18 protein-coding genes and 1 tRNA gene are annotated in these 26,150 nt (G+C 55.9%); 7 read left to right on the top strand and 12 right to left on the bottom strand.

Annotated features, from left to right (window positions below; all coding sequences use genetic code 11):
- The 5 genes from HMPREF0183_RS11970 to HMPREF0183_RS01560 form a co-directional block, all read right to left on the bottom strand.
- Window positions 1-1,167 carry a restriction endonuclease subunit S gene (locus HMPREF0183_RS11970; protein ID WP_005882089.1) on the bottom strand — a complete coding sequence of 389 codons (1,167 nt, stop codon included), beginning with the start codon at window positions 1,165-1,167 and terminating at the stop codon, window positions 1-3.
- On the bottom strand, window positions 1,160-3,160 hold the full coding sequence (locus HMPREF0183_RS01575; RefSeq protein WP_005882087.1) for a type I restriction-modification system subunit M: 2,001 nt from the start codon (window positions 3,158-3,160) through the stop codon (window positions 1,160-1,162). The genes HMPREF0183_RS11970 and HMPREF0183_RS01575 overlap by 8 nt, the downstream gene beginning before the upstream one ends.
- Before the next feature lie 171 nt (window positions 3,161-3,331).
- Window positions 3,332-3,408: transfer RNA gene (locus HMPREF0183_RS01570), tRNA-Met, on the bottom strand.
- Window positions 3,409-3,530: 122 nt separating this feature from the next.
- Window positions 3,531-6,503: a UPF0182 family membrane protein gene (locus HMPREF0183_RS01565; protein WP_005882083.1), complete on the bottom strand. Its 2,973-nt coding sequence runs from the start codon at window positions 6,501-6,503 to the stop codon at window positions 3,531-3,533.
- 12 nt (window positions 6,504-6,515) lie between these two features.
- Window positions 6,516-7,592, bottom strand: a complete 1,077-nt coding sequence (locus HMPREF0183_RS01560) for a YlbL family protein (protein WP_005882081.1) — start codon at window positions 7,590-7,592, stop codon at window positions 6,516-6,518.
- Window positions 7,593-7,775: 183 nt separating this feature from the next.
- On the opposite strand from HMPREF0183_RS01560, the gene HMPREF0183_RS01555 reads away from it, so the two are divergent.
- Together HMPREF0183_RS01555 and HMPREF0183_RS01550 are read left to right on the top strand one after the other, a co-directional pair.
- Complete coding sequence (locus tag HMPREF0183_RS01555; RefSeq protein ID WP_005882079.1) at window positions 7,776-9,086, top strand: zinc-dependent metalloprotease; 1,311 nt, start codon at window positions 7,776-7,778, stop codon at window positions 9,084-9,086.
- A complete protein-coding gene (locus HMPREF0183_RS01550; RefSeq protein WP_005882077.1) occupies window positions 9,083-9,634 on the top strand; it encodes an NUDIX hydrolase in 552 nt (183 codons plus the stop codon). Before HMPREF0183_RS01555 ends, HMPREF0183_RS01550 begins: the two co-directional genes overlap by 4 nt.
- Here the strand turns inward: HMPREF0183_RS01550 and HMPREF0183_RS01545 are convergent.
- On the bottom strand, window positions 9,600-10,148 hold the full coding sequence (locus tag HMPREF0183_RS01545; RefSeq protein ID WP_005882075.1) for a M48 family metallopeptidase: 549 nt from the start codon (window positions 10,146-10,148) through the stop codon (window positions 9,600-9,602). The two genes, HMPREF0183_RS01550 and HMPREF0183_RS01545, sit on opposite strands and share 35 nt — an antisense overlap.
- Before the next feature lie 518 nt (window positions 10,149-10,666).
- Between HMPREF0183_RS01545 and HMPREF0183_RS01540 the strand changes: the two genes are divergently transcribed.
- Window positions 10,667-11,563 (top strand): hypothetical protein, encoded by an 897-nt coding sequence (locus tag HMPREF0183_RS01540; RefSeq protein ID WP_005882073.1) that lies wholly within the window; start codon window positions 10,667-10,669, stop codon window positions 11,561-11,563.
- Here the strand turns inward: HMPREF0183_RS01540 and HMPREF0183_RS01535 are convergent.
- The gene (locus HMPREF0183_RS01535) at window positions 11,524-13,560 is read right to left on the bottom strand and encodes an ATP-dependent DNA helicase UvrD2 (protein WP_005882071.1); all 2,037 of its coding nucleotides are present in this window, start codon (window positions 13,558-13,560) and stop codon (window positions 11,524-11,526) included. The genes HMPREF0183_RS01540 and HMPREF0183_RS01535 overlap by 40 nt on opposite strands.
- Window positions 13,557-14,537, bottom strand: a complete 981-nt coding sequence (gene nudC / locus HMPREF0183_RS01530; protein ID WP_005882068.1) for an NAD(+) diphosphatase — start codon at window positions 14,535-14,537, stop codon at window positions 13,557-13,559. The genes HMPREF0183_RS01535 and nudC overlap by 4 nt, the downstream gene beginning before the upstream one ends.
- Before the next feature lie 126 nt (window positions 14,538-14,663).
- Between nudC and HMPREF0183_RS01525 the strand changes: the two genes are divergently transcribed.
- Window positions 14,664-15,761 carry a phosphotransferase gene (locus HMPREF0183_RS01525; RefSeq protein ID WP_156798039.1) on the top strand — a complete coding sequence of 366 codons (1,098 nt, stop codon included), beginning with the start codon at window positions 14,664-14,666 and terminating at the stop codon, window positions 15,759-15,761.
- A gap of 29 nt (window positions 15,762-15,790) precedes the next feature.
- Here the strand turns inward: HMPREF0183_RS01525 and HMPREF0183_RS01520 are convergent, their stop codons facing one another.
- A complete protein-coding gene (locus HMPREF0183_RS01520) occupies window positions 15,791-19,102 on the bottom strand; it encodes an ATP-dependent helicase (protein ID WP_005882064.1) in 3,312 nt (1,103 codons plus the stop codon).
- Window positions 19,099-22,224: a PD-(D/E)XK nuclease family protein gene (locus HMPREF0183_RS01515; RefSeq protein ID WP_005882062.1), complete on the bottom strand. Its 3,126-nt coding sequence runs from the start codon at window positions 22,222-22,224 to the stop codon at window positions 19,099-19,101. Before HMPREF0183_RS01515 ends, HMPREF0183_RS01520 begins: the two co-directional genes overlap by 4 nt.
- Before the next feature lie 61 nt (window positions 22,225-22,285).
- Between HMPREF0183_RS01515 and HMPREF0183_RS11965 the strand changes: the two genes are divergently transcribed.
- Both HMPREF0183_RS11965 and HMPREF0183_RS01505 read left to right on the top strand, forming a co-directional pair.
- Window positions 22,286-22,921 (top strand): TetR family transcriptional regulator, encoded by a 636-nt coding sequence (locus tag HMPREF0183_RS11965; RefSeq protein ID WP_083801413.1) that lies wholly within the window; start codon window positions 22,286-22,288, stop codon window positions 22,919-22,921.
- 25 nt (window positions 22,922-22,946) lie between these two features.
- Window positions 22,947-23,171: a DUF3107 domain-containing protein gene (locus tag HMPREF0183_RS01505; protein WP_005882058.1), complete on the top strand. Its 225-nt coding sequence runs from the start codon at window positions 22,947-22,949 to the stop codon at window positions 23,169-23,171.
- 49 nt (window positions 23,172-23,220) lie between these two features.
- Here HMPREF0183_RS01505 and HMPREF0183_RS01500 read toward each other — a convergent pair whose 3' ends face one another.
- Window positions 23,221-23,832 (bottom strand): ferritin-like fold-containing protein, encoded by a 612-nt coding sequence (locus HMPREF0183_RS01500; protein WP_005882056.1) that lies wholly within the window; start codon window positions 23,830-23,832, stop codon window positions 23,221-23,223.
- Window positions 23,833-23,888: 56 nt separating this feature from the next.
- Between HMPREF0183_RS01500 and HMPREF0183_RS01495 the strand changes: the two genes are divergently transcribed.
- Window positions 23,889-25,268, top strand: coding sequence for a DEAD/DEAH box helicase (locus HMPREF0183_RS01495; protein ID WP_005882054.1), 1,380 nt, complete (start codon window positions 23,889-23,891; stop codon window positions 25,266-25,268).
- A 17-nt stretch (window positions 25,269-25,285) separates the two neighbouring features.
- Here the strand turns inward: HMPREF0183_RS01495 and HMPREF0183_RS01490 are convergent, their stop codons facing one another.
- Window positions 25,286-26,125: a PHP domain-containing protein gene (locus HMPREF0183_RS01490; protein WP_005882053.1), complete on the bottom strand. Its 840-nt coding sequence runs from the start codon at window positions 26,123-26,125 to the stop codon at window positions 25,286-25,288.
- Window positions 26,126-26,150: the final 25 nt, after the last annotated feature.

Below are 26,150 nucleotides of genomic sequence, written 5' to 3'. Positions count from 1 at the left end.
TCAGACCTCTTTCCGCCCGGTAACGACTTCAGTGATAAGTGCGGTTTTGTGTGCTTTCAGGTTCTCGATAAGGCGTGTGGACTCCTCAATGAGCGAGTCCATGCGCATGAACTCACGGTCTAGTTCATCTGCGATCTCGCGTTGCTTTTCGAGGGTTGCTACCGGGTAAGGAAGTTTCTTGATGGTGCCAACATTTATACGTTTTAATGTAGACCCCACTGTGCTCATTTCTATAGTTCGTTTAATAACATCCGAACCTAAAAAGTGAAGCAGGAGACGTGAATCATGCTTGTCATTTTTCTTGAAGATTACTACGTCCTGGCCCAGAGCAATTGGCGGGTCAGTCTCTCGTACGATTGAGCACTTTCCCACGCTAGCGTTGCGACTCATGATCACATCGCCTGGAGCCGGTTTTCGGTCGCCCACTCGCAAGATAGAAAAGGTTTCGTCATCGGTTCGGTTCGCCCTTGTTAGATCAAGGTTTCTGTGACCGAGTTGCTCGATACTAACCAGAAAGTTGGTGCCTACCTCAACGAAAGGCGCCGTGATATGCAAACAATCAATAACTCTCCAAAACATTGATACTGGCGCCACAGGCAAATCAGCGAGCAGGCTACCTGCAGTCGCGTCCCTACGAGCGATTACAAGTTTTGTCAATCTCTGTACTTCTTCGATCAGTGCATTCATCTCGCTGATTTCCTTGTCGAGATAATCAACAATGCGACGCTGTGTTGCGAGATCAGGTACGGGGACCGGCATTGCGTCCAACCATTCAGGGCTGACGTCCCACTGGTTTACCCTTATCCCAGTGGAGTGAGCTGCGTAGTAATCAACTGCATCCCGGCATCGAAGCGCGTAGTGAAGGAAACTCTCATCGTTGTCAGAAACAGGTGTGTAGACAAAGTATGCAGGAGAAACTATGCCAGTGTGGGGTGAGATACCTAGCGACCCCTGCCAAGCCTTCATCTTGTTGAGCACTAAGTCGCCAGTCTTCACTAACTGGTAATCATTTAAGTTTCCCGGACGGTTGAAATTGTCGTCCCGGTCGCTTTTGCGGATGACCCCGTATTCTCTGTAAACGGAAAGAAGTTCCTCAGCAGGGAAACCAGTACGTTTCGGAACTCTACGGAAAAGCGTATGGAACGGAACACTTTGCCATCTAGTCATCTTCACGCACTTTCCGGAACATGGCGTAAATGCGGTCAAGTGAGGCGGCGATGTCCGCGTCTAGTTCTTCTAGCGAGCGTGTCTCTTGTGGCTTGTAGAACAAGCGCGTGAGTGGGAGTTCCGTCCCCACCTTCGCCAGGGACTCATCCCACTGCATGTCTGGGACAAATGGAAGTATCTCACGTTCCATGTGTTCAGACACATCGTCTAAGTACGGAATACGCTCAATCACCTTGGAAGATGCGTCCACAATCGGGTTGCCCTTCTCATCGAGTGACGCGGGGGCGTTCTGGTCCTCAACGGCGAGCGCTTTCACAATGTGCCTGAGTAGTGGCGCACCCATCTTCACACCGTGCGCCTTGGCCGACACTTTCAGCGCTGCGGGAAGTTCGTTGTATTCGCGTCCCTTCATCTCACGGATGACTGCTTCGTGTTCCGCGAGTGCAGACTTGTGGCTCATAGCTTCTGCAACGGTCTCCTCAGTCACGTTGACCGCGTAGTGTGCCACTTTGAACATGGGAACGTCACGGTAGGTGAGGTCGTCAGCGGTGACAATGATGGAGCGCTCGTTCTGCTCGAAGTCCTTGTAGAGCTTCGTGATTTCGCGGATGTTATCTTCTGACAGCTCGACGCGCTTTTTTCCCATGTTCTTGCGCATGGGAGCGCTGATGCCTGTGGCGTCAATGAGCTGGATCCTCCCCCGCCTACGAGGTTCTTTGTTCTGGTCAAGAATCCAGATGTAGGTGGCGATGTCAGTGTTGTAGAACATGTCATTCGGCAACGCGATGATCGCGTCCAAGACTTCTGAGCCGCCTTGTGCACCCATCAAGTATTTGCGGATACCGTCCGGACCGCTTTCTGGGTCTCCCGTAAACAGCGGAGACCCATTGGTAACCACAGCAGCGCGCCCGCCCTTTGTGGTGCCATCAGCAGGAGCGAGCTTGTGGGCGATGTGCATCAAGAAGAGCATCTGCCCGTCACTGACGGCTGGGAGCCCTTCGGAGAAACGGGGGTCGCCCTGTTCCTGAAGTTTCTTCACATCCTTCTGGAACGCTTTCCACGATGAACCGTACGGCGGGTTCGCCATGATGTAGTCGAATGTGTCTCCCGCGTACTGGTCGTTGATAAGCGAGTTACCAAATTTCAACACCTCGGGGTCTTTGAAGCCCTGCATCAGCAGGTCAGACTTCCCCATCGCGAAGGAAGACTCCTTCAACTCTTGTCCGGCAACAACCACCTCGATACCGGGGTTGATCGCGCGAAGCGCGTCACGAGCTGCAATGAGCATCCCGCATGTCCCAGCGGTGGGATCGTACACAGACCGGATGATGCCGTCTTCTTCAAGTTCGGTGTCATTAGACGTGAACAAGATGGAGGTCATCAGGCGAATCGCGTCACGCGGGGTGTAGAACTCACCAGCGTCCTTACCTTTTCGCGCAAACGAGCGATACATCAGGTTCTCGAAGATGTCGCCCATGGTCTGATCTTGAAGCGCTTCATCAGACATGTCGATAGAAGCGAAGTGCTGAACGACGTTCCACAGCTGATTGTTACGGTCCAAAAGATCGATCAACTTGTCGAACTCGAACGCATTCCAGATCTCCAAAATGTTGGGAGAGAACGTGTTGAGGTATTGTTTCAGCCCTGGTTTAAGTGCGTCGTCGGAGTTCGCCAGTCGTTCAAGAGACAGTTCAGACGTGTTCCAAAAGCGAAGTTTGAACTTGTTCTCAATCTTGAGCCCCACGATCGCGGGGTCGGTTCCTTGAGCGTTTTCACGTTCGACAAGATTGAGCACAGCCTGCTTGGTGGGCGCCAGTCGACCTTCGAGACGACGAAGCACAGTGAACGGGATAATGTAGTCGCCGTAGTTTTCGGCCGGGACGATCAGACGCAAGTAGTCGTCGGCGGTTTGCCAGATTGCGGCGTTGAGACTGTTGACTTTGGCAGTCTGCTTCGGGGTAATCGAGTCAAGAATTTCTGAAGTGTCAGACATAGAGGCGCCCTTATTTCTACGAGATTATCCACGAAACACTTTGAGCTTCTCACAGTCAAAGTCGACAGCTCGTTTGCCACGCCACAAGCTCGGACTATAGGCCGAAAGCTCGGGCTTTATCCGGGCATGCGAAAGCCCGCTTCACCAGATTTGGTAAAGCGGGCTTTGTCTTGGTGGCGGGGGAAGGATTCGAACCTCCGACCTCCGGGTTATGAGCCCGGCGAGCTACCTAGCTGCTCCACCCCGCGACGCACATACAACTATACGTTAAGAATGCGTAACCACCAAACAAACAGCGCGTGATCCTCGCCACAAGGCAGGTGCGTGTTCGTCAACCGGCTCATCACCGGTTGACGAACGGCCACCACCTTTAGCCGTTCTGGCCACCTTCGTTGTTCTGACCGCCCTGGCCGCCACCTTGGCCGCCACCGGTCTGCTGGTCCTGGAGTTTTCCAGCCTCGTCGAGTGCCTTACGCAGACGCTCTTGAGCTTCTCCGTACTTGTTCCAATCACCGTTCTTCAGTGCCTCGTCAGACTCCTTCATAGCGTTGCGGGCATCCTCAAGCGCTTTCTGAAGGTTTGGTTCACGCGCCGGCTTATCCTTCTCGTCCCCGGCGTCGGCGCCACCCTTCTCTCCTTCGCTTGCTTCACCAGAGGAGTCCGCGTCACCAGCACGCGCACCGGAGTCTCCCCCAAACACCTGGTCAAGCGCTTCGTCAAGAGTAGGTGCGAACCCAATCTGCTCACCGAACGCCACAAGCACACGCTGAAGCACAGGGTACGAAGTTTCACCAGCCGAACGCACATACACCGGCTGGATGTACAACAGCCCACCAGCAACCGGCAGCGTCAGCAGGTTACCGTTCTGCACCTTCGACTCACCTTGGCGCAGAAGGTTCAAGCTCGACTGAACATTAGGCTCAGTGTTGAAGTTGTTCTGTGCTTGACCAGGACCAGGGAACGTCGTGTTACGGGGAAGTTGCAGCAGCCGAAGCTTTCCATAGTCGTCGTGCTTAACACCCTTCTCATTACCCGCGTCCGCATTGGCCGCTAAGAACCCAGTCAGGTTGTTACGCGTCTGACCTTCAGTGGGGCGCGGAATGAAAGACGATGTGAGCGAGAACGCTGGCGACTCCTGGTTCGGCATCTGAAGCGTCAAGTAAAACGGTGGCTGCATCAGACGCGACTCTTGATTCACCGTGGGGTCGGTAGGTGTCGTCCAGAAGTCCTGCCCAGTGTAGAACGAGTTCGCATCGTCCACGTGGTAACGCGTCAACAGGGACCGTTGCACCTTAAACATGTCTTCTGGGTATCGCACGTGACTCATGAGATCCCCGCTCATCTCTGACATGGGCTTCACCATGTCAGGGAAGATCTTGGACCATGTCTTCAGGACGGGATCTTCGTCATCCCATTTATACAGGTTGACCGATCCGTCATATGCGTCAACGGTCACCTTGACAGAGTTACGGATGTAGTTCACCTGCTGAGGAGGCAGGGCCGCCGTAGTGCCAGAACGCTGCGTGTTTGAGTCCTGCGTCGCGTCCTGCAGTACCTGCGGCGTGGAGTACGGGTACTCCTTGGACGTGGTGTACCCGTCCATAATCCACTGCACACGTCCGTCAACCACCGCCGGATACGGGTCGCCGTCAATCTGCAGGAATGGCGCCACCTTCTGCGCACGCGCGCGAGGTGAACGGTTAAACAGAATCTGTGACTCCGAGTTCAACGCGTCAGACAGAACAATCTGTTCATCTTGGAACTTAATGGCAAACAACAAGCGGTTGAAAAAGTTGCCCACACTGGGACCGCCGTCGCCCTTGAAGGTGTTATACACCTGGGCTCCACCGTCTTCGTTGTCAGCGGGATAGTCGATTTCGCGTGGATCAGCACCCTCAGGGGCACCCACAATCGAGTACCGAGGTGACTGTTCACCAAAGTAGATACGTGGCTCGTACTCCCCCAGTTCACCAGTAGGCGGAATGTTTGCTTCCAAGAACGCGGGCTGGCCGTCTCCACCTTGGCGGTTACCGTATGCAGCAACGACACCGAACCCGTGCGTGTACACAACAGCCTGGTTCAACCACGACGAATCGGCCTGTGAAGCAGGATTAAGCTCACGAACCGCAATCACCGTGTCCTGCATTTCATCATTAATACGGTAACGGTCCACGTCGAGCTGTTCCGGGAACGAATAGAAGGGGCGTTGCTGTTGGATCTGACGGAAAGTATCCGACACGAGGTTCGGATCCAGCAGGCGAATCGATGCCGCCGTTTGAGCGTCCTCACGCAAGGCACCCGATTTACCGTCCGTTGAAGGCGAGTACGGAATGACTTCGACATCGTCGATCCCATACGCGTGGCGCGTCGCATCAATGTTGCGCTGAAGGTATTCCCTCTCCAAGCTCTGCTCAGACGGTTGCACCTGTAGCTGCTGCACGGTTGCCGGAAGCGCAATGATTGACACAGCACCCAAAACCAACAGCATCACTACAGCCGTAATCGACAGTTTCCACACATCGCGGAACGCATTCGCCGCCATAATCAGGGCCACCACAACGGCTGCGATCGCACATATCAACATGGCAGGAATCGTGATGTGCACGTCCTTGTACGACGCACCGGTCATCAGTCCGCCCGTAGACGTCATGACTGAGTACCGCTGAAGGAACAGGCGAACACCCTGCGCCAGAATGAGCAGACCAGCCGAAATAGCCAAGTGGTAGCGCGCTGTTTTTGACACCGTCAGTTTGGAGTCATCACCTGGGCGAATCCCACCCATGAGGTAGTGAGCGACAACAGCCGCAATAAGGGACAACAGCAGAGCCATCGCCACGTAGTCAACAAGTGTTCGGATCAGCGGAAAACTGAACATATAGAAGCCCAGATCAATGTTGAACTGGGGGTCTGCTTGCCCGAATTCGGTCGAATGCACAAACATGAGCGCCTGTTGCCATGCAGCTGACAACGCAAAACCACCCATGACACCAATAACGGCCGGAACAACTAGAGTGACAACGCGACGCAAGGGCTCGATCGCTTCACGATACCGATCGAGGTTCTCTTGGCGTGGGGACGTGGGCGCGTACACTGGCCGTTTCTTGTACGCGAGCATGAGCGGAAACCAAACGGCACCTCCCATGAGGATCACACCCACAACAAACAGGATGATTTTAGTGATCCACTCCGTAGTGAAAACCTGCAAGAATCCCAGCTGCTGGAACCACAGGGCTTCTGTGAAAACTTGCGCGAACACCACGAACAAAACCAGAAGGACAGCTACTGCTCCAAGTGTCAGCAATAGGGGCGAAGGCTTCTTCGTTTTTTGGCTTGGTGTACTCAACCGTTCTCCTTGTTAACCAGAGCACATGGTGACTGTGCCAATGTCGTCGTTTGTGATTGCGTCGATGGCGTTGACAGCCGTGTCTAAGGTGTCCACGCGAATCACTTTCATGTCGAGCCCTTTTGCGGCCTGAGCTGCTTCAGCGCAGTTGTCCGCTGGGCTCAAAAAATAGTCATTTCCTGCTTCATTGGCTGCCACGACTTTTTGCCGAGCACCACCAATAGGACTCACGGTCCCGTCTTCTGAAATCTGACCGGTGCCCGCTATCCGCTTCCCACCGGTCAAGTCACCCGGCTCGAGCTTGTCGATAATGGTCAGCGCGAACACCAGACCGGCGCTGGGCCCGCCTACATCTTCCAGGTTGAATTTCACATCAATGGGAAAATCGTATGTGGGAGCCAGTACCACGCCCAGTTTGGGCCCGTCGGCCGTTTCTTTTGGCGTGATGGTTTCGTGTAGTTTCTTGCCTTCGCGCTCAATGTCCAGGTCTACCGGATCACCCTTGGCAACTGTGTCCTGCACGCGAACAATGTCTTCCGCACTCCCGTTGATGTCCTCGCCGTTGAGCTTGGTGATGATGTCACCCGGCTTCACGACTCCTTCAACTGCCGCACCTGCCGCCACGCTTCCAATCCCCAACCGCGTGTCGTATTTCTTGCCGAGGTGGTTCAGAGCAGCCGCCACCGCGAAGTCTTGCGAGGTGGCCATTTGCGCGTTGTTTTCCTGCGTGACTTGGTCGCGCGTGGTGGTCAGTGGGTAGTAGGCCTCGCTGGGAACGACCGTATCCTTCTCCTTCACGACCGACCACAAAGCCTGCGAAGGGTACACTTGCCTGCCGGGGCCACCGGCCACGGCGACGGTGAGCATATCTAAGGTTCCCGAAGTGGGGTAGGTTTTCGCGCCCGAGATGGTTACCACCTCGGTCCCTTCATGCTCACCCAACGTGTTAAAAACAGGGCCGGGCATTTCAACCATGTACGGGACAGGGATGAGTGCTGCAACTATGACGAGCGTGTACGTAATGAGAGTGGAAAGGGTTGTCACGTGGAGTCGCTTTTTAGGCGTATTGGCCTGGGCACTCGGTGTCACGCGACGGTCCTTTCTTTAAAGCACAACTAGTCTAGCCGATACACAGATAACTCCCGGCATCGAAAGATGTCTCCCCTCCCCACGTTCGCTCAGAACGAAAAAAGCTCAAATGCGGGTTCCACGTGGAAGGCTTTCTCAAATTAGATCGTTACGCTTTTAGACAAGCAAACCAAGGGAGAAACGATGAGCGACAAGGATCGCGACAAAGATTCATCGGGCGACGACCCACTGAACAACCTGTTTGGCATGCTTTTTAGCCTCGGGGGTGCTCAGGGAGGCGCCCAGGGACAGTTCCCTGCAGGAGGAATCCCGATCGACGGAAACATGCTGTCGTCCTTCCTCGGTCAGATCCAGGGACTTATGGGACAGTCAGGAAGCGCAAGCGATGTGGCACGTCAGACTGCTGTCAGCAAAGTTCCCACCCCTGACCCCTCCGTGACCGACGAGGTTGCGCGCGGCACCCATGACGCTTTCCGTTTGGCGGAACTGTGGCTTGAACGCGTCACCGAGTTCACCACGACAAACGAGCCGCAAAGTTTGACGCGTAAAGATTGGGCAACAGGTTCCGTTGACGGTTGGGTCGAGCTCGCACAGCCGATTCAGGCGAACATGTCACGCACGTTCACCGATTCGCTGTCCGATCAAATTCCTGAAGAAATGCGCCCGTTCATGTCGTCAATGTCGGCGATGATGACGAACATGTCCGCGTCACTTTTCGGGGCACAAATCGGAGAAGCCCTGGGTACTCTTTCTGGAAGCGTTCTCACCGGAACGGATTACAACCTCCCAATTCTTGACGCGCCCGCGCTGATCGAATCCAACATTGCTGGAGCATCAGCTGAACTTGATCTCGACCACACGCAGTTGCGCATTTTCGTGGCCTGTGTTGAGTTGGCCAAGCACTCTCTGTTCGCTTCGACTCCGTGGTTGGCTGGTCACATCAGGACAGCGTTTGCCAAGTACGCCTCGAATGTCGAAGTCGACTCTTCCAACATCCACGACATGATGGGCAATATCGACCCACAGAACCTCCACGCGGCAACTGAAGAGCTGCGTAACGGAATGTTCAAACCTGTGTCCACCGAAGAAGGCGAACAGGCAAAAGAGTCGCTCACGCGAATCGTGTCCGCAGTCGCTGGCTGGGCAGATGTCGTGGCATACAACGCGTGCGAACCGTTGGAACAGCGCGACGAAATTCGTGAGGCGCTCAGGCGACGCACCACGATGACGTCCGATTCGGAAGACGCCTTGAGCCAGCTGATCGGCCTGGATCTCACCCCCACCCGCCTACGTGACGCGGCAGCACTTTTCACCTACCTGGAATCCTCAGAAGGCGCAGAGGCACGGGACGCGGTATTCCGCCACCCCGACGCCTTGCCCACCACCGCCGATCTCGACGACCCGTTGGGTTACTCAGAACGCCACACAGAACAGGCTCAAACAGAGGATGACATGGACGAAGCTCTGCGCCGCCTCCTTGAAGAAGAGTCGTGACAGCTGACCCTCGCGCCGCACACACGGTGCGTGCCCTCGCCGAGGTGGCAACCACCTCGGCGCTTTCCGTCACCGAATTCGTGTCTAACAACCCCCGCCCACTGGACCGCTCCGGCGGGCCTGCTCACGTGACTGCCAGCTGCGTGGTCTTCTCCCCCGACTTCACCCATGTGCTCCTGACGCATCACGCAAAAGGACGATTTTGGGTGCAGTTCGGTGGGCATGTGGAACCGGGTGACGCTACTGTGCGGGAGGCGGCACTTCGCGAAGCACGGGAAGAATCCGGTGTGCAAGATTTCCTCTGGTTCTCCCAACAACCCATTGACGTGCACTCCCATGACTTGCCTGGCGCGTTCGGAAAGTGCGCTACGCATCACGATGTGGTGTATGGCGCGATTCTGAGCCCTGATGCGCACACGCACGTCTCAGATGAGTCACTCGATGTGAAGTGGTTCCCGGTTGATGAACTACCGGACACGGTCGTTGACGATCTGCCCAAACGCCTGCCTGGCCTTATTCGTTCGACCCGTAATCAATACCTCGGCTAAAACCCTCGAGGAAGATATCAGCGTCACGGGACCGCGCATACCGATCCGTAAGTTCACGGAAGCGCGGCCCGTGATCGCTTTCGCGTAAGTGCGCAAGTTCGTGGACGAGCACCGCGTCGAGCACCCACTCTGGCACCACTTGTAGACGGTGGGACACGCGAATGGAATGTGTGGCCGTGGAACAGGAAGCCCAGCGGGAGTTCTGGTTTTCGACCCACTTCACCGACTCCGGTTCGATTCCGTCGTTGAAGTACGTGGTGTTGAGTTCGCGGGCACGGGACAAAAGATCGTCGTCCGAGGATTCACGGCCGCTTTTAGCACTCAGCCGAGTGAGCAACTGAGCAATCTGCCCGAGGTCGCTCCGAGGGTCGTAATGTACGGGGGCGGCCAATACCCACCGACCACCGCTTCGCTTGAGAGTCACGGTCTTCTTTCGCCGTGATGAGTGTTTGATACTCAGTTCGCCGGATTCGAGCATGCGAGCTACGTCTTGTGCAGTGAAGCTGTTACTCATAGCAATTAGTTGTACCAGATGACATTCAACACGCCGTTCTAGAAAAGTTTTTTCTTCCACATGGTTTACAGCTTGTGGAATGTGGTCGGAAGCCTGGTTTTTGGGCCACTTACCGGGGCTTTAGGTTGGTGAGGCCCAAGTGGAAGAGCACATATTTCTGTCTTTACACACACTGTTGTCCACAGATTACGCACATACGTACACAACAGAACCCGAACATTCCACATCATCTGTGGATAACGAAATTGATCACGGAGTCATAAAGGTCTAAATTTTTATCTCAGACTCGCGGAAAACCCGGACTTCATGGCAAGGGGAAGGTCTATGAAGTCCGCGAGCGGCTGCGAGACTCCACGAACGAGGAGACTGTTCGGCTGGGTATTTCCCTGTGGATAACCCAGTTAGAAAGTCTCCTCGTTCGTGTGTTCGCATGAAATATCAACAGGTTATCCACATTTTTCTTGACCCTCTTCTTTTCGAGCGCGCGTCTTCCTACGCTAAAAGAGGAGGTGAGACGAATGCTGATGTTCAACAGATCGGTGCCACTGGTGTGGCGTTCGTCCTCGTGTTTACAAATCGGGATTGACGACCCCGTGCTCATTGATGGTTTGAGTGTGGCTGACCGCGAGCTGATCGAGCTCATCAAAATGGGGATTTCGCCTGAAGTTTTGGCCGACAAAGCGTCCCAACTAGGTCTCACACATGAACGCACAGCCTCACTGCTGAGTTTGTTAGAAGAGTCGCAGGCTTTGGTCCCCCGCGTACAGTTACACACCACGCCGGTGACTCACCAGGTCGACGCAGTGGCACATTTACGCGGGGCGAACCCCAGTGAGTTACTCATGGCGCTGAAAAACCAGAGAGTCGTGTGCGTAGGTCCTCTTGCACCTGAGCTTGCCAAACTGCTTTCAGCGTGTGGGTTCAGCGTCACGTCTGCCCCGTCCGTTCTCCAGGCGACAGTTCGAGATGGCGCGATCGTAGTTGTCACTTCAGTGTGGGTCCCCGATCTCATGGGTGCCCGTTCCCTGCAGGATTCTGGGACGCAGCATGTCAGCGTGTGTGTGCAGCAGGCACAAGCCACTGTCACCCACGTGGTGCGCCCCAGTCTCAGTCCATGTCTTGCCTGCCTGACGCATTATGTGATCGATGTCGATGACGAATGGATGACTGGGTGGCGCGGCATACGCGAACAGGCACCTTCAGCTCGGCGCGTGGACCCTTTGCTCGCGTGGTCGTCACTCGTCACCTGTGCGCGTGTGCTTCGCGAGCACGTGCTGGAGGACTTCACCGTCCCGCAGACCCACAGGCTAGGGCTCGCCGGCGATACGGCTTCAGAGGTGGCGCAATTTCATACTGCGTGCGACTGCCGTATGGCTCAGGTGCTTGAAGACCTCACAACTTCAAGTATGTCTTGACCAAACTGCCCCAGTTTCACCGGGCCAATCCCGGAAACTTGGCCCAGATCATCAAGCGTGTGTGGACGCGCTTGCGCGATCGCCAGTAAAGTCGCCGTGGTGAGCACCATATAAGCGGGGACGCTGAGTTCACGAGCGGTCTGTGTACGCCATTCTTTTAAGGCGTTCACCAGGTTTTCGTCGACTGCCTGGCTACATTCGTGGCATACCTTGTCGCGACGTTCTTGAGAGCTGACAAGTGGATTTCCACACCCGCATGTGCGCGCTGACGATCTGCGAGTGTGACCCCGACGTTCGCGTTGGGTGGGAGTATGCCCACGCATCTCGCTGATGAACCGCGAAGGCTTCCGGGTTGACTGCGAACTTGCTTGGCGGGCTTGTGACCAGCTCACGGTCAGTGAATCTTGTGCACGCGTCACCGCAACGTAAAACAGTCGCCGTTCTTCAGCGACTTCCAGTGGTGTTGACGCATATGAAATGGGCATGAGCCCTTCTGACATTCCCACCAGATACACGTGTGGCCACTCCAAGCCTTTCGCAGCGTGCACGCTCGCCAAGGTCACTCCCTGAACACTGGGCGCATGTTGGGCTTCTGCTCGTTGTTCGAGTTCAGCGACAAACTCACTAAGCGGTACCGGGAGTTGGCTTTCTTGCTGCATATCAGCTGCGAGGTTCACCAGGGCGTTAAGGGATTCCCAACGCGCTCGCACAGCCCCGTGGACGCGCGGACCCACTTCTTGCCATCCCAGAGTCGTCAACAGATCCGACACGACCGTGTCGAGTTTTCCTGTCTTTCCTTGTGACATGTTGGCGCGTAGGAGCGCGCCAGCCTGTCGAACTTCAGGGCGTGCAAAGAACTGTTCTCCGCCACGCACCAGATAGTGGATGCCGTGCTCATCGAGCGCGTGTTCAAAAGCGGGGCTTTGCCCGTTGGTCCGGAAAAGAATCGCAATGTCGCTTACAGGCACACCGCTACTGATTTGCGCCGCAATACGCTGAGCCACCCCGGTAGCCTCTGACGTGTCATCAGGGTACTCGTGGAACGAGGGCGGTACTCCCCCGGTTCTCTGTGGCTGCAAAACCATGCGGTTTCGTCCGGTGTGGGCAAGCACCCGGTTTGCCGCTTCAACGATGGGTGGCGTTGACCGGTAATTACGTACAAGCGAAATCGTTCGAGCTTGAGGCAACACGTTACCTAGGTTCATCAGGTAGCTGTCCCGAGCTCCAGCGAACGTGTAAATGGTCTGTGCCGGGTCCCCCACGACACACAAGCTGTCGCGTTCGCCCAACCAGTTCTTCAGTAGTTCGTACTGGATGGGTGAAACGTCTTGGAATTCGTCCACAACGAAGTGCCGGTACTGTTGGTGAATTTGGGCTGCGATATGGGGCGTGCTGGCCATGACTCCAGACAGGATCAACAGCACGTCCTGGTAGTCAATGAGCCGGTTAGTGGTCTTGTATTCTGCGTAGGCACGCATGATCGCGACCATGGCAGTGGTATCAATTCCGGGTGGCAGTTCACGGGACTGCGCAAACTGCGGGTAGTCGTCGATCCCTACAAGGTTCACTGCAGCGTATTCCAGCTCCGCTGAGATGTCGCGAATAGTTTCACGTTCAGGTTCAATCCCCAACCCTGACAGGATTCTTCCCAACGGGCGGTGCTTGCCATCCATGAGTTCTGGGAAGGGGCCTTGCGCAAAGTCTTTCCAGAAGTATCTCAATTGTCTCAAAGCTGCCGAGTGAAATGTGCGCGCTTGAACCTGAGGAACACCCAATCCACGAAGCCGGGAGCGCATCTCCCCTGCTGCCTTCGCGGTGAAGGTCAGAGCGAGCACATGGTGAGCTGGGAGGTGTCCAGTGTGTGCTCCGTGAGCGATCCTGTGGGTGATGGCGCGCGTCTTACCTGTTCCAGCTCCCGCGAGCACCACGAGCGGGCCACCTTCGTGGGTGACGACTTCACGCTGTTCTGGATCGAGGTTATCGAGTAGTTCGTTCACGCACTCATCCACCTGTCCAGCATTTGCCCCGCAATCGATACTTGGCCAGGAACAGACACGGTGCCTGCCGCAATCTCCTGTTGAAGCTCGCCTCGCGTAAACCAGCGAACCGTCCGCATTTCATCAAAGTCAGCGCACGCCTCCCGTGACTGGGCCCGGGCAAAGAACCCCAACATGAGCGAACACGGAAACGGCCACGGTTGCGAACCAACGTACTGCGGGTCTTCGCAGATCACTCCGGCTTCTTCGCGGACTTCTCGTACCACCGCCGCTTCGAGCGTTTCACCTGGTTCGACGAATCCTGCTAGCAGAGAGTACCGCCCCTGCGGCCACATGACGTTGTTCCCCAGCAAAATACGTTCAGTGCCGTCAGGGTCTGTGTGAATGACCGCCATGATGACGGCAGGGTCGGTCCGGGGGAAATGTTCGCTGCCCGTGCTGGTGTCGGTGCGCACCCATCCCCCCGCCGAGGCCGTTGTGGGCTTCCCGTTGCGCGGCGAGTGAGTGTGGGTGCGGTGCCAGTTGCCTACCGCGACAAGGGCTGTGGCTAGTCCGGTGTCTGTGACTGAAAGGTCTAACGCGATGGTCCGTAGGTCAAACCACACGGGATCGCTCACGTGAATGCTCTGGGCTGGCGCGTCGAGGTAGTCTTCGGCTGATGCCCCCGGTGGGTTCACATGGTTGTCGATGCGGGCTTTCGTTTCATCGTCGATATCAATCCCAACGACGTCACCGGCATCTGTTTCACCCAAGTAGATTCGAGTTCCGGTCATTGCGAGCTTGTCGACATCAGATACTGAAAACCGGTGAAGACCCCCTGATGACACCAGGAGATACCCACGGTGGGAGCACACAACGCGCGTCCCAGACCGGGCCAGCACCTCGGTCAGGGAACCATCCGAGCCACGCGCACGGTGGTTCCGCCATACGTCTGAGCGCGCGAGACTCGCTGGTGTGATCGTGTACGAGTTCTTCATGGTGCGCCCCTTTCAGGAAGTTCCTTATCCACGCTTCAGCATCCGTTCTGTTCAACCCTAGCGAAAGGGTCTGACACACCTTTTCTACACAGCGTGATCGTTTGCAGGTACGGGTACATTGGAAGGGTGGATACGGTATACCTTCGCATGATTGCAGCGGCCCATTCGATCCTCGAGCAGTTCACACCTGACAAGTGGATGCCCTTGGACGACCCCCGTGGCCCCCGATTGCTGATGTCGCAAGGTGACACTTCCTACACAGTCTCACTGTGGAATGAGAAACAGGCTGTTGACGCAGGTGCCAGCGATGTCGCATCGGCAGTTTTGCGCTCAGTCCTACCCAAGGACGCCCCTTTTACGGTCCCTCGTACGGTTGCTTCCCAGGCTTTTGCAAAAGGTGAGCTCACAGATGCCCGCAGCACCCTGGTGGTCGCAGACCCACTGCCAGGTGTTCCCGTTTCAACTCAGGACTTTGTCGAACAGCCCTCACTCATCGAATCACTCGCGCAAACCCTGGCCATTTTGCACAGTTGCGATGCGGGAGCGGTCGCAGATTCAGGGCTGGTAGCGCAAGAGCCACAGGAGACTCGCGAACAACTGTTGGACAACCTAGACCGTGCCGCTGGGACCCGCAAGGTTCCTACCGCGCTTTTGGAAAGGTGGGAGCGAGTGCTGGAAACCGCCTCGGCGTGGCACTTCCTTCCCGCCCCTATCCACGACGCGATCGACGTTGATGCACTGCGGTGCGACGGTGCGCACATTGTCGCACTCACTGATATTCACCGGCTTCGTGTGGGCGACCCGGCCGTCGACTTAGCAGCTGCCAGTGCGCTGCTATCACCGAACAGCTTTGAGGAGTTCCTCGAACACTACGCGACTCACCGTGAGGTCGATGACCCGGGCCTACGCCAGCGCATCGACTTGATGAACGAGTTTGTCATGGTAGAGCTCTTGCTCACCGCCGTTGACAGCGGTGATAAGCACAGCGTGGATGAGGTAGCCGACATGTTGCGTAATTTCGCCGAGGTCGCCTCACCTGATGAGGTTTCCCGCCAGCCTACTGAGGAAGACGAGTTCCGTCCCGCAAATGCGGGTGTGGCTGTCAGTGGTACCGAAGACAGCGACAGCGCCGAAAACATCGCCACCACCGATATCCCGACCAAAGACTCCGCGATCGACCCGGATGACGAAGACTCTATGCCCACCAACCGGATCGACACGTAACTGCTCTCCAGTGTTTCAGGCGCACGTGTTTAAGGCGCGGCGTCGAGGATTCCTGCGATGTCGAGACTGGGCAACGTGTCTGGTGTGAACGTTTCGTCACTTCCCACAAAGTAAAACTCTGCACCCACTTCACAGTCAGCGTATTCCGGCAGTTTCTGTACCGCATGAACATAGATAGCGAGCTGGGTGGCCATGGTGTCCAGAATGTCTGCCGATGGTTTCCTACCCGTCTTCCAGTCCACGACCGTGACACGGTCACCATCCTTGAAAACAGCATCGATCTTGCCAGGCACCTTCCTTCCACCCAGTTCTAACTCAAATGGCAACTCGACTGCGTGAGGCACTCGGTTGGCGTATGCGGATCGTTCAAATGTGGCAACCAGCGAATCAAACCGTTTTCGCACATGTGCGGGAAGAGCTTTGCGCATCTGAGCTTCGTGAATGTCGGTAAGAGCCGACTGCCCAAAATGCCGTTCAACCCACGCGTGAAACGCTGTCCCAAGTGCCGCGTATTCACTGGGCTGTTGCGGCATTGGCCGTTGAACTTCACGCATGTATGCGTCTGCGTTAGCGCGGTATTTCACCAAATCAGTCGTGGACATGCGTTGAGGAACCCGAGGCGGTTGTGGCCGCGCGTCGCTCATGATTTTCTGAACGCGAGCGAAGACTCTGTGGAACCCTTCATCGCCAATGCTCACAGGACTGTCAAGGTCCAACGGCGCCTGGCTGCGCACAAAGTCGCGTGTGCGGCTCTGTTTCTTCTGCTCAGCTTCGGAGATCACTGGGGGCCATTGAACCTCAACCGGTAAGCCTTCAGGTTTATCAGGTTCGCTCTCAGGGATCTCGATATTGGCTCCTGCAACGTTGAGTGTCCCGATTGCTTCTAGCAGAAACGGTGAAAGTTGATTTGCCGTTGTGCGGTGGCCCCAGTAGCTCGCTCCCAACCACAAGTGCGCTTTTGCGCGTGTGACCGCCACATACGCCAAACGCCTTTCTTGGCGTCGGTGATACAGCGCTATCTGGTCTCTGATGGGGAGCTGCTTCTCGTCAATGTTCCCAGCGTCGATGAAATCTTCAATGTCCTCTTTGTCTGCTTGAGTTTGTTTAAACATATTCTTCATTTCGGACACTGATACGTGTGGTTCCTGCGCCAAATCCAGGTGTGGAAGTTTTGTGGCATCACCGCGCAGAGGATAGGGCAGCTCTCCTAAAGTGAGCCATGCTTGGTAGCTCCGTGGCTGTGTAGGTAGATCTCCCATTGTGAGGAACGGGAGTGCCACTGCGTCGAACTCCAAACCTTTTGAGGCGTGCACGGTCATGATGGTCACTGCTGATTCATCGAGCGTTTCGGGTGGAGGCGATATGGCGTCGTGCTCGTTGGCCAGTTCAAGCCAGGCCAGGACTGCCGTCATGCTCACAGTAGGGTTACGTGCGACGTAGCTGGATACCGCTGAGACGAATGTATCGATGTTTGCTCGGTGGGATTCCGCTCGTTCGTGCGGCAGTGAAGCAAGTTCGTACGACATATCAAAAACACGCATGATCGTACGAATCATATGGATGGCGCCCCCGTGGTTCTTACGCACTTCACGGAGTTTGAACGCCAAACTGCGCAACCGCTCATTGGCTTGGAGTGACAGTTCCGAATACTCGCGGGTGGCGAAGCTATCAACGCACTCGACTGCTGTGAGTGGAGTTGCGGAAGCTTCAGCGTTGGCATTCTTAACAATGGTGTTAAACGCCCGGAGGTCATGGGCGCCTAGTGAACAGACTCTGCCGGTAAGCAGCCGCATCAGGTGTTCCACCGCGTGAGGGTCAGTAGCGACGTTGAGAATAGCGACAGTATCGGCGACAAACGGATCGCCCATGCCGCCAGCGTCACCGACAACCTGCACGTCAAAGCCCGCCGCAGTCAAGGCCTGAGCCACGGGAGCGAAGTGCATACGTTTACGTACCAGAACGGCCCGGTGGCCCGTGCGGCCCCGCATCCATTCGACCAGGCTTTCCAGTTGGTCGCTCACGTACGTGGGGTGGGTTTTCCCTTGTGTCACGCTCACCTCGACGTCGCCTAGAGGTGAGGTCACTTCATTATTCGTGGTGATGGGCTTAAGGCGGGTGTCTTCTGAGTCTTCAGGGAGTCGCCCTGCGATCGCGTTGGCGATTGCCAGGACTCGCTGCGAGTTTCGAAAACTTGTGGTCATTGTGAAGGACGTAGCTCGCTGACCCGGACTTACAAAATCGTGTGGGAACCCTTCGATGTTCAACTCTGAGGCTCCACGCCACGCATAGATTGACTGACGTGGGTCACCCACCGCGGTGATGGGGAGACCAGCGAATAGCGTCTTGAGCATTTTTACCTGGCTGTCAGAGGTGTCTTGATACTCATCAAGGAACACCACTTTCCACTTAGCGCGTTCGCTCTCGACAATGTTCGGATCAGCCATCATGGCTTGATAGGCGAATGACACTTGATCGGAGAACTGCATGGCGCGATTTTGATTCTTGACGCTTGCGAACGTGTCCAGGAGGTGTGCGAGACGTTTTTTGTTCCGCACATCAGCGATCTGGGAGCACATTTCCAGCGACTCAAGGTGAGTGAACACCTGTTCTATGACATCTGCTGGCCACAGCTTGCCCGGAGCATCGAGAAAAGGCGCGGTCAATTCCTGCAAAAGACTGATGTGGTCTTCTTTTTCATGCGGGCCAATGGTTCGTTTGCGTTTGATTGCCGCAATGCAATCGTCAATGAACTCACGGTTGAGAAATGCGTAAAGGCACGTGTCGAGGTACGTGATGATGTCTTCAGGAGTACGCAGGTGTTCATTTGCGTGGCCCGCGAGTTGAATGAGTTCTTTCACCAGGCTCGAACGTGATTTACCTGCTGGGATGAAATCTGGGTGAGCTGTTGCAACGATCTGATCTGCAAGTTCAATCGCACTGGCATCGTCAAGAACTTGAGTGTCAGGCTCAACCCCAATCGTGGCTCCGTACTCGCTTACTAGACCAGAGGCAAAAGAGTTGTATGTCTGGATGGTAGGCATCTCGGTACTAGGCGAGGTGATGCCTTCTTTTTTGCGGAATGTGGCGAAGTGAGATGAAATCTTATCGCTCATCTCACCGGCCGCTTTGTTGGTAAATGTCAGCCCAATGATTTGTTGAGGCTCCACGAGCCCGTTGGCAACCAAGTAGAGCACGCGCTGAGACACCACCGTGGTTTTACCTGACCCAGCTCCCGCAATCGTGATTCCTGGAGTGAGGTCAGCTTCGATGATGGCGCACTGTTCATCTGTGGGTTCTGGCAAATCCAAGCGTTCAGCGATTTGCTTGGCACTGTATTTCATGATTCCTCACTTTCACCCATTGCAAATGCTGGGCAGGACTGAGTAAACGCACACGTGCGACACGCGTCATCTGAGGGAGTTGCAGTAAATGTGTGCGTGCGAGCTGAACGGACCAAGCTTTCGATAGTTGCAATTGTCTTTGTATACACATCGGTGTCCTTGATGGGACCCTGCTCGCGTACATTTGAAGGAGGTTTGCGCTGGCCGGCTGCCTTGCGGGGGTACACTAGTTCACCGCCTGCACATTCGGTGATCCCTCTAATGAGTTCGACGTCGTTGATGAAAGTGGCTTGGCCTGCTTCAATCGCAACCTGATACGTCGCAAGCTGTGGGTTCTCTTGAACACTTGGTTTAGAAGGAAGGTTGTTCCCGGTCTTGAAGTCGACAATGTAGGCAGCACCGTCCGAAGTCTTTTCCAAACGGTCAATCCGACCACTAACCCGGGCGGGACCTAACGGCACATCGAGATCAGATCTGACGACGACCTCGGCGGCCACAAAAGTCTTATCCCCACGGTTCTTGAGATACTCGTTTAGGTTCTCAACCGTGGCGCGCCCGTCAGCGTATTCGCGCTGGCGTTCCCACTCAGACTCAAAGGTGAATTCTTCGAACTTTTCGTCAAAGTGATTCAGCATGTCAGCAAGACCCCCGCGGGGGTAGGTCTGTGCGATTTCGTGGATGAGATTACCGAACGCCTGCGGGTACGTATCTACAGTCTGTGACGAGTTCTGATTGAAGAACCACTTGAGTGGGCATTGGTCATACGTTTCTACTTGCGACGGCGAAATACGTACCGGTTCATCAGAGGGCATTGCCGGAAGCTCAGAGCTGGGATTCAACCACCACGTGTTGGGGTCAGCTGCGCTCACACCCGAACTATGCAGTGTCTTGAGCAACTGCGCCCAGGGTTTCGCTGAGTCTTCGTCCCCGCTGTCAAGCGCTTGGTTCACCTGTAAGCGGGCAGAACCTGCAATTTCGGACAGCGTGCTTGGAAGGATATCCGGCTCATCTACCCAGTACTGGGACGTCCACGGCATGCCCTTCACGGCTGTGAACAGAGGGCTGGGAAGCTCACCATGCCCGTTGACTGCCACCACTGCAACACGCGTACGTGCACGGCTCAAGGCAGCGACAAACAGCTTCCCTTCGTCGCGAATAGTTTCACGTCGCCTGGCGAGGAAGTCGTGCTGTGAAAAGTTCTCCGAGGATAGCTCCTCTTGCGTAGCCGGGTCCTTGAGCACCCGCATGAGTTGCGGCGTCTTGAAAATGGTTCCACGTACTGTGGGATTCGGCCACACACCTTCTTGCAGATCAGTCACGATCACGGTGTCAAAGTGGGTGTGCGCGACACCCGCAGGCGTCGTCACCGTCACGATGTCGTTCAACGCTGTGTGCGCTAAGGAATCCTGTGCGAACTTCTGCGACATGACCTTCATTGCGAAGTCGCGTCCTGTCACCTGACTGGTGGCACCTTCATTGAGCTTTTCCGCCAACGCCAGAAGACGTATCACCGCGTCGAGGTAGGACGAGTGGTGCCCGGCCGGGTTGCGTAGCGCGTTTTCTTGCCACTCATCAGCAACCTCGGCTGCGTTCCACACCGCCCACACTGCGTACTGTGCCAGCTCATGTGAGGACTCCTGAGCCGCTTTGACCATGCGTTTTGCCCGCTCAACTGCGGCTGGAAGCTCAGTGTCTGTTTCCAGCGCCCATTCCATGAGCGTTTCGAGCGGGCCTTCCACACCTGACAGCTGGGTGAGTTCACGTTGCAGCGAACGCAGCGTGAGGGCATCGAGTCCCCCAAAGGCGCCTGTCACGCACGCGGTTGCAGCGTTCGGCCATTCGGGCGATTCAGGAGGCAGGCTCAGAATTCGAAGGAGTGGCAATGTGGCAGGGTCGCTAGCCAAGGCACGGACCGACGTACGCACAGGAATTCCAGACGCGGCCAGTTCGTCACTCAACTGAGTCGCTGACGAAGCGCGACGAGTCACAACCGCGATTTCGGCAAATGGAACACCGTCTTGATGACGGTCGTAAATCATGGACGCAATCATTCGGGCGGCATTTGAACCAGATGAACACTCACAGCTAAATACTTGCGAAGAACCTTCTGCGCTCCCCCGTGGCGCCATGTAGCCCAGTGCGTGAACGGGATCGGCAGAGTCACGCATGAGCGAATCTACTGTTTGGGTGATTGCACCGGCTCCCCGAATATGAGGATCGAGCGGATCTAGAGCAATATCCGTGTGTACCCCAAGTCGATGACGTCCTGCAAAAACATCACCGCTTCCGCCTCGGAAACTCTGGGTCGCGGAATCCGGTGAGCACGTCAGGGCGAAACACACACCCCGTTGATACAGTGCTTGCAGGAACCCTAACGCTGAGTCAGGAAAGTCTTGGACGCTGTCACACAGTATCCAGGCTGGAAGTACTTCTGGTGCAAAGTCCCACGCTTTACCAGGAACGACGCGTGATTCTTCAACGATGTGCTTTGCTTTCGTGAACACCGCCGAGGTGTCAACGGCACCTTCTCCTAAAAAGGTGAGAAGTTCCTCATACTCACGACCAATAAACGCGAGCACTTCCCATTCGGGTCGGTTATGAGTGTGTGCGAGCTCGACAATGCGGTCATATGAGAAATCGTGACCCATGATTTCTGAAATGGAGTCACGCAGCTGTGTTCGAAACACGTCTGTGCGCGCAAGTTCAGGCGTCATTGACGTGGTCCATTGAGGACCCGTCACCGTGGAGTCAAAGTACCCTTGAAGTTGCTCAGCTAGACGCACGTCTTGATCGGCACCAGAAACAAACAGTGCGGGGACGCCCTTCGTTGTCGCCGTGTGCGCGGCAACGATTCCAAAAGCATATGAGTGAACTGAACGCGCAGTAGCAGATGAACGAACAGGAGACTTCAACTCGTTACGCAAAACGTCAGCGTGTTCACGGTTTGGGGTGAGCACCAGAACGGAATCGGCGTTCCTGCTTGTAGCCAAACGCGCGAAGCTGTCCTTTACAACGGTACTTTTACCAGCCCCGGGAATTCCCAGAACAGCGAGTGATTCGCCACGGCTCAGGTTGCCGACGACTTCGTCAGTGGCGGTACGGACGCTGAAAAAATCCTTCATGTAGCCATTCCATCACGAGGCACTGACACAGTTAGCCCATAAGTCAATTACACTTGCGCCTATGACCTCCCGAAAACGCATGCCGCGGGCGCAACGTCGAAGCCAACTTCTCAGTGTCTCCACTGAGGTTTTCGCTCGTCAGGGTTACCACGCTACGTCAATGGACAACATTGCACTCGAAGCGGGAGTGTCAAAGCCCATTCTTTATCAGCACTTTGAGTCTAAACACGAGCTGTTCACCACGATCATGGACAGCGCGATCGAAGAACTTGCTGAGCGTCTCACGACAACTCTGGATACTGTGGACAGTCGCGAAGACCGAGTACACCAGACTTTTTACGGGTACTTTGAGTTCGTGAAAGAAAACCGTAGCGCCTTCATCGTCATGTCGCGGACCAGTAGTGAACTCGCCGATGCGCGCACACGGTGGAACCGTGCTGTAGACACCTACGTTCAGATCATTTCAGAGTCCATTCGCGGCCGGAACAACTTAGGCGAAGTTCAAGCCTATGTCATGGGTCGCGCAATCGCTGGCATGGCTGAACAGGCGTCGCAAGTGTGCATCGACTACGACGATGTGGACGTTGAAGAAGTCGCCCGTCTCACCGCCAAAATGGCCTTTGAAGGACTCGCCGGTATTGAGAAATCCAAGTTCACTCTGACTCGCGATCCCATCCCTAGCAAGCACTCATCCTAAATGCATTCCGGCTAGACTAGCTCACATGGAAATTAAGATCGGAATTCGTCAGTCCAACCGTGAACTTACCGTCGATGTCGACGCAACTGTCGAAGACATCACCGCGCAGATCAACGAGGCAATCTCGCAGGGAACAGTGCTTTCACTCAAGGATGCGAAGAGCCGCACGGTTCTGGTTCCCGCCCAGGCCCTCGCGTACGTTGAAGTCGGATCCGAGACTGCTCACCGTGTGGGATTCGGAATCGGCTAGGACGCAACTCCTAGAACACGACAGCGCAAGCTAGCGTAGCTACGCCAACTTAGGCCACTAGACCAATCGCACTCATGCGTCGCGAGTGCCCGGTGAGGGCACTCTGCCACGCTTTCGCGTCCAGGTGCTCACGGTCAGTCGTGAGCTCAACAATTTCTGTTAAACGTTTCGCCGTTTCGACAACGAGTTTGCGCCCCCACAGGGCGAGGCGTGAGCCCAAAATATCCTGATCGCTGATGAGTTCGCCCAGACGAGCGCGCAACAGTTCTTCTCGACGTGTATCATCAAGTACGGCGGTGATGACGTTTTTACTGTCCGCATCGAGTGCCGGAAGAGAGCTTTTGGCATAGTCCCGCAACAGTCCATCGTGCACGTAGGACTTCATGAGACTCTCGTGCCAATCCTTCGGTTGCGTGCGTTCGTTGAATGCAGTTAAAGACGGCGCCCTTTCTTCCATGAGTGCCAGCGCATCGCCACCTAACTGTCCAATGCGTTCCATGAGCGCTTCAAAATGGTTGAGCGCGTAGCCGCTCACGCGAGATAGCTCGACTGTGTCTCGCACATGAGGAGCGAACTGCGCATCCGTTGCAGTGCTTTGGAAGACGGACAGCTCATAGAGAGCCAAAGTGGCCAGGATCGCGGTTGGGGCGTCGTTGTGCATGCCCCTAGCCTATCCGCACAGTAAATCCCCTGGTACACACAACAACGAGGACTTTTGTGACACAAGAAACCTTTGCTGATCTGGGTGTTGAAGCACCCATCGTCGAGTCGCTGACGAACGCAGGCATTACGCACCCGTTCCCTATCCAGGCTTTGACCCTTCCGGTCGCGCTCACGGGTGCGGACATTATTGGTCAGGCTAAAACCGGAACCGGAAAGACCCTGGGTTTTGGAATCCCGCTTTTGCAGCGCATTTTGGATGAGCAGTCCCGTGAACAGGGTCGTGCCCCGCGAGCGCTCGTCGTGGTGCCTACGCGTGAACTTGCCCACCAGGTCGCTGATGACTTGCGCGTGGCTTCGCGCACGTTTTCACCTTCGATCGTCACCATCTACGGCGGTAAGGACTTTGAGCCGCAGATTCGTGCTCTGAAGGACGGCGCCGATGTCGTTGTGGGTACTCCCGGGCGTCTCCTAGATCTGTATGGGCGTCGAGTGCTCAACTTTTCACACATCACTACCGCAGTCTTTGACGAGGCCGATGAAATGCTCGACTTAGGGTTTCTCCCTGATGTCGAAAAGATCGTGGCTGCCCTGCCAGCGAAACGTCAGACCATGCTGTTCTCAGCAACCATGCCGGGTCAGGTGATCGCACTTGCTCGCCGTTACATGACGCAACCCACCCACATCCGCGCAACGCAAGCGTCGGACACTTCTACGACCTCAGTCAACACCAAACAGTACGTCTACCGCGCACACTCGATGGACAAGACCGAGCTGGTGGGGCGGATCCTGCGGGCCGAAGGCCGCGGACGCACCATTATCTTCGCTCGCACGAAGCGCACGGCCGACCGTCTGACAGGCGAGCTCAAAGCCCGCGGATTCCAAGCACAAGCACTCCACGGGGACCTCAACCAGCACATGCGCGAAAAGGCACTCAAGCGGTTCCGCGACGGCACAACTGACGTCCTGGTCGCAACCGACGTAGCTGCACGCGGAATCGACATTGACGATGTCACGCACGTCATCAACTACCAGTGCCCAGAAGACGACAAGACGTATGTGCACCGAATTGGACGCACCGGTCGAGCAGGCAACACGGGTATCGCTGTCACCCTGATCGACTGGGAAGACGTCGCTAAGTGGAAGCTCATCAACCGCACTCTGGGACTCGACTTCGACGCCCCAGTAGAGACGTACTCGACGTCACCTCACCTGTTCAGCGACCTCAACATCGCTAAGGGCACAAAGGGTCGCATGCCACGTGCCAAGGACGCGGACGAAAAGAGTTCCAACTCGCAAAGGCCGGCCAAGAGCCGCTCGGCTCGGGGCAACGCACCTCAGCGGAAACCACGGGCGCAGAAACGACCTCGGCGCCGGACCCGAGGTGGCAAGCCCACCCAGCGTCCCCAGACTGAGCGCTCCCAGGCTGACGACTAAGCGCACAATCGCTGCTTTTACACCACCAGGTCTACGCCGTGGGCGCGTTCAAGGATGCGTTCACACATGTGTGGACTGGTGGTGTTTTCTGCCAACGTGTTCGGTTTTCCCGCCCCGTGGTAGTCGCTCGAACCGGTGACGATGAGGCCGTATTCTTGTGCGCGTTCGCGAAGCTTCTGACGTTCAGCTAGCGGGTTGTCACGGTGATCGATTTCGAGTCCGTCTAGCCCAGCTTCGATGATGGTGCGCATGCCGGCATCAGTGACGACCTGCCCACGCGAACTTGCGGCCGGGTGAGCAAACACCGCCACACCCCCGGCGTCATGGATCATGTCAATGGCTTCAATGGGCGAAATCACCGGCATTGAAACGTAGTAGGGGCTGTCGCGGTGCAGGAGTGTGGCAAAGGCTTCTGAGCGATCCCGCGTGATCCCCTGGTGGACCAGAGCATCAGCAATGTGCGGACGGCCCACGGTTGCGCCTTCTCCCACGTGCTCACATACGTGTTCCCAGGTGATCGGGAAATCAGCACTGAGCAGGTCAACAATCTTGCGTGTTCTGGTGACTCTGGCTTTGCGGATCTCTTCTGTCTGGGCTGTCAGGCGAGCACCGTCGGGGTTGTGTAGATAGCTGAGCATGTGCACGCTCACACCTTGAAAACGGCACGACACTTCCATGCCACGGACCAGCTGAACGCCGTGGGTGCGCGCTGCCTGCACCGCAGGGCTCCACCCGGCGACCGTGTCGTGGTCGGTGAGCCCCAGCGTCGTCACGCCTGCATCAGAGGCTTGTGCGAGCAGTTCCTCAGGTGTCTGGGTGCCGTCGGAAAACGCTGAATGAGTGTGCAGATCGATCATGCTCAAAGTCTAGTGCCCACGCGTA

The organism is Brevibacterium mcbrellneri ATCC 49030, assembly GCF_000178455.1.
Classification (GTDB): Bacteria; Actinomycetota; Actinomycetes; order Actinomycetales; family Brevibacteriaceae; genus Brevibacterium; species Brevibacterium mcbrellneri.
The sequence above is the reverse complement of the archived record's forward strand: the minus strand, read 5'-3'. Positions and strand labels throughout refer to the sequence as shown.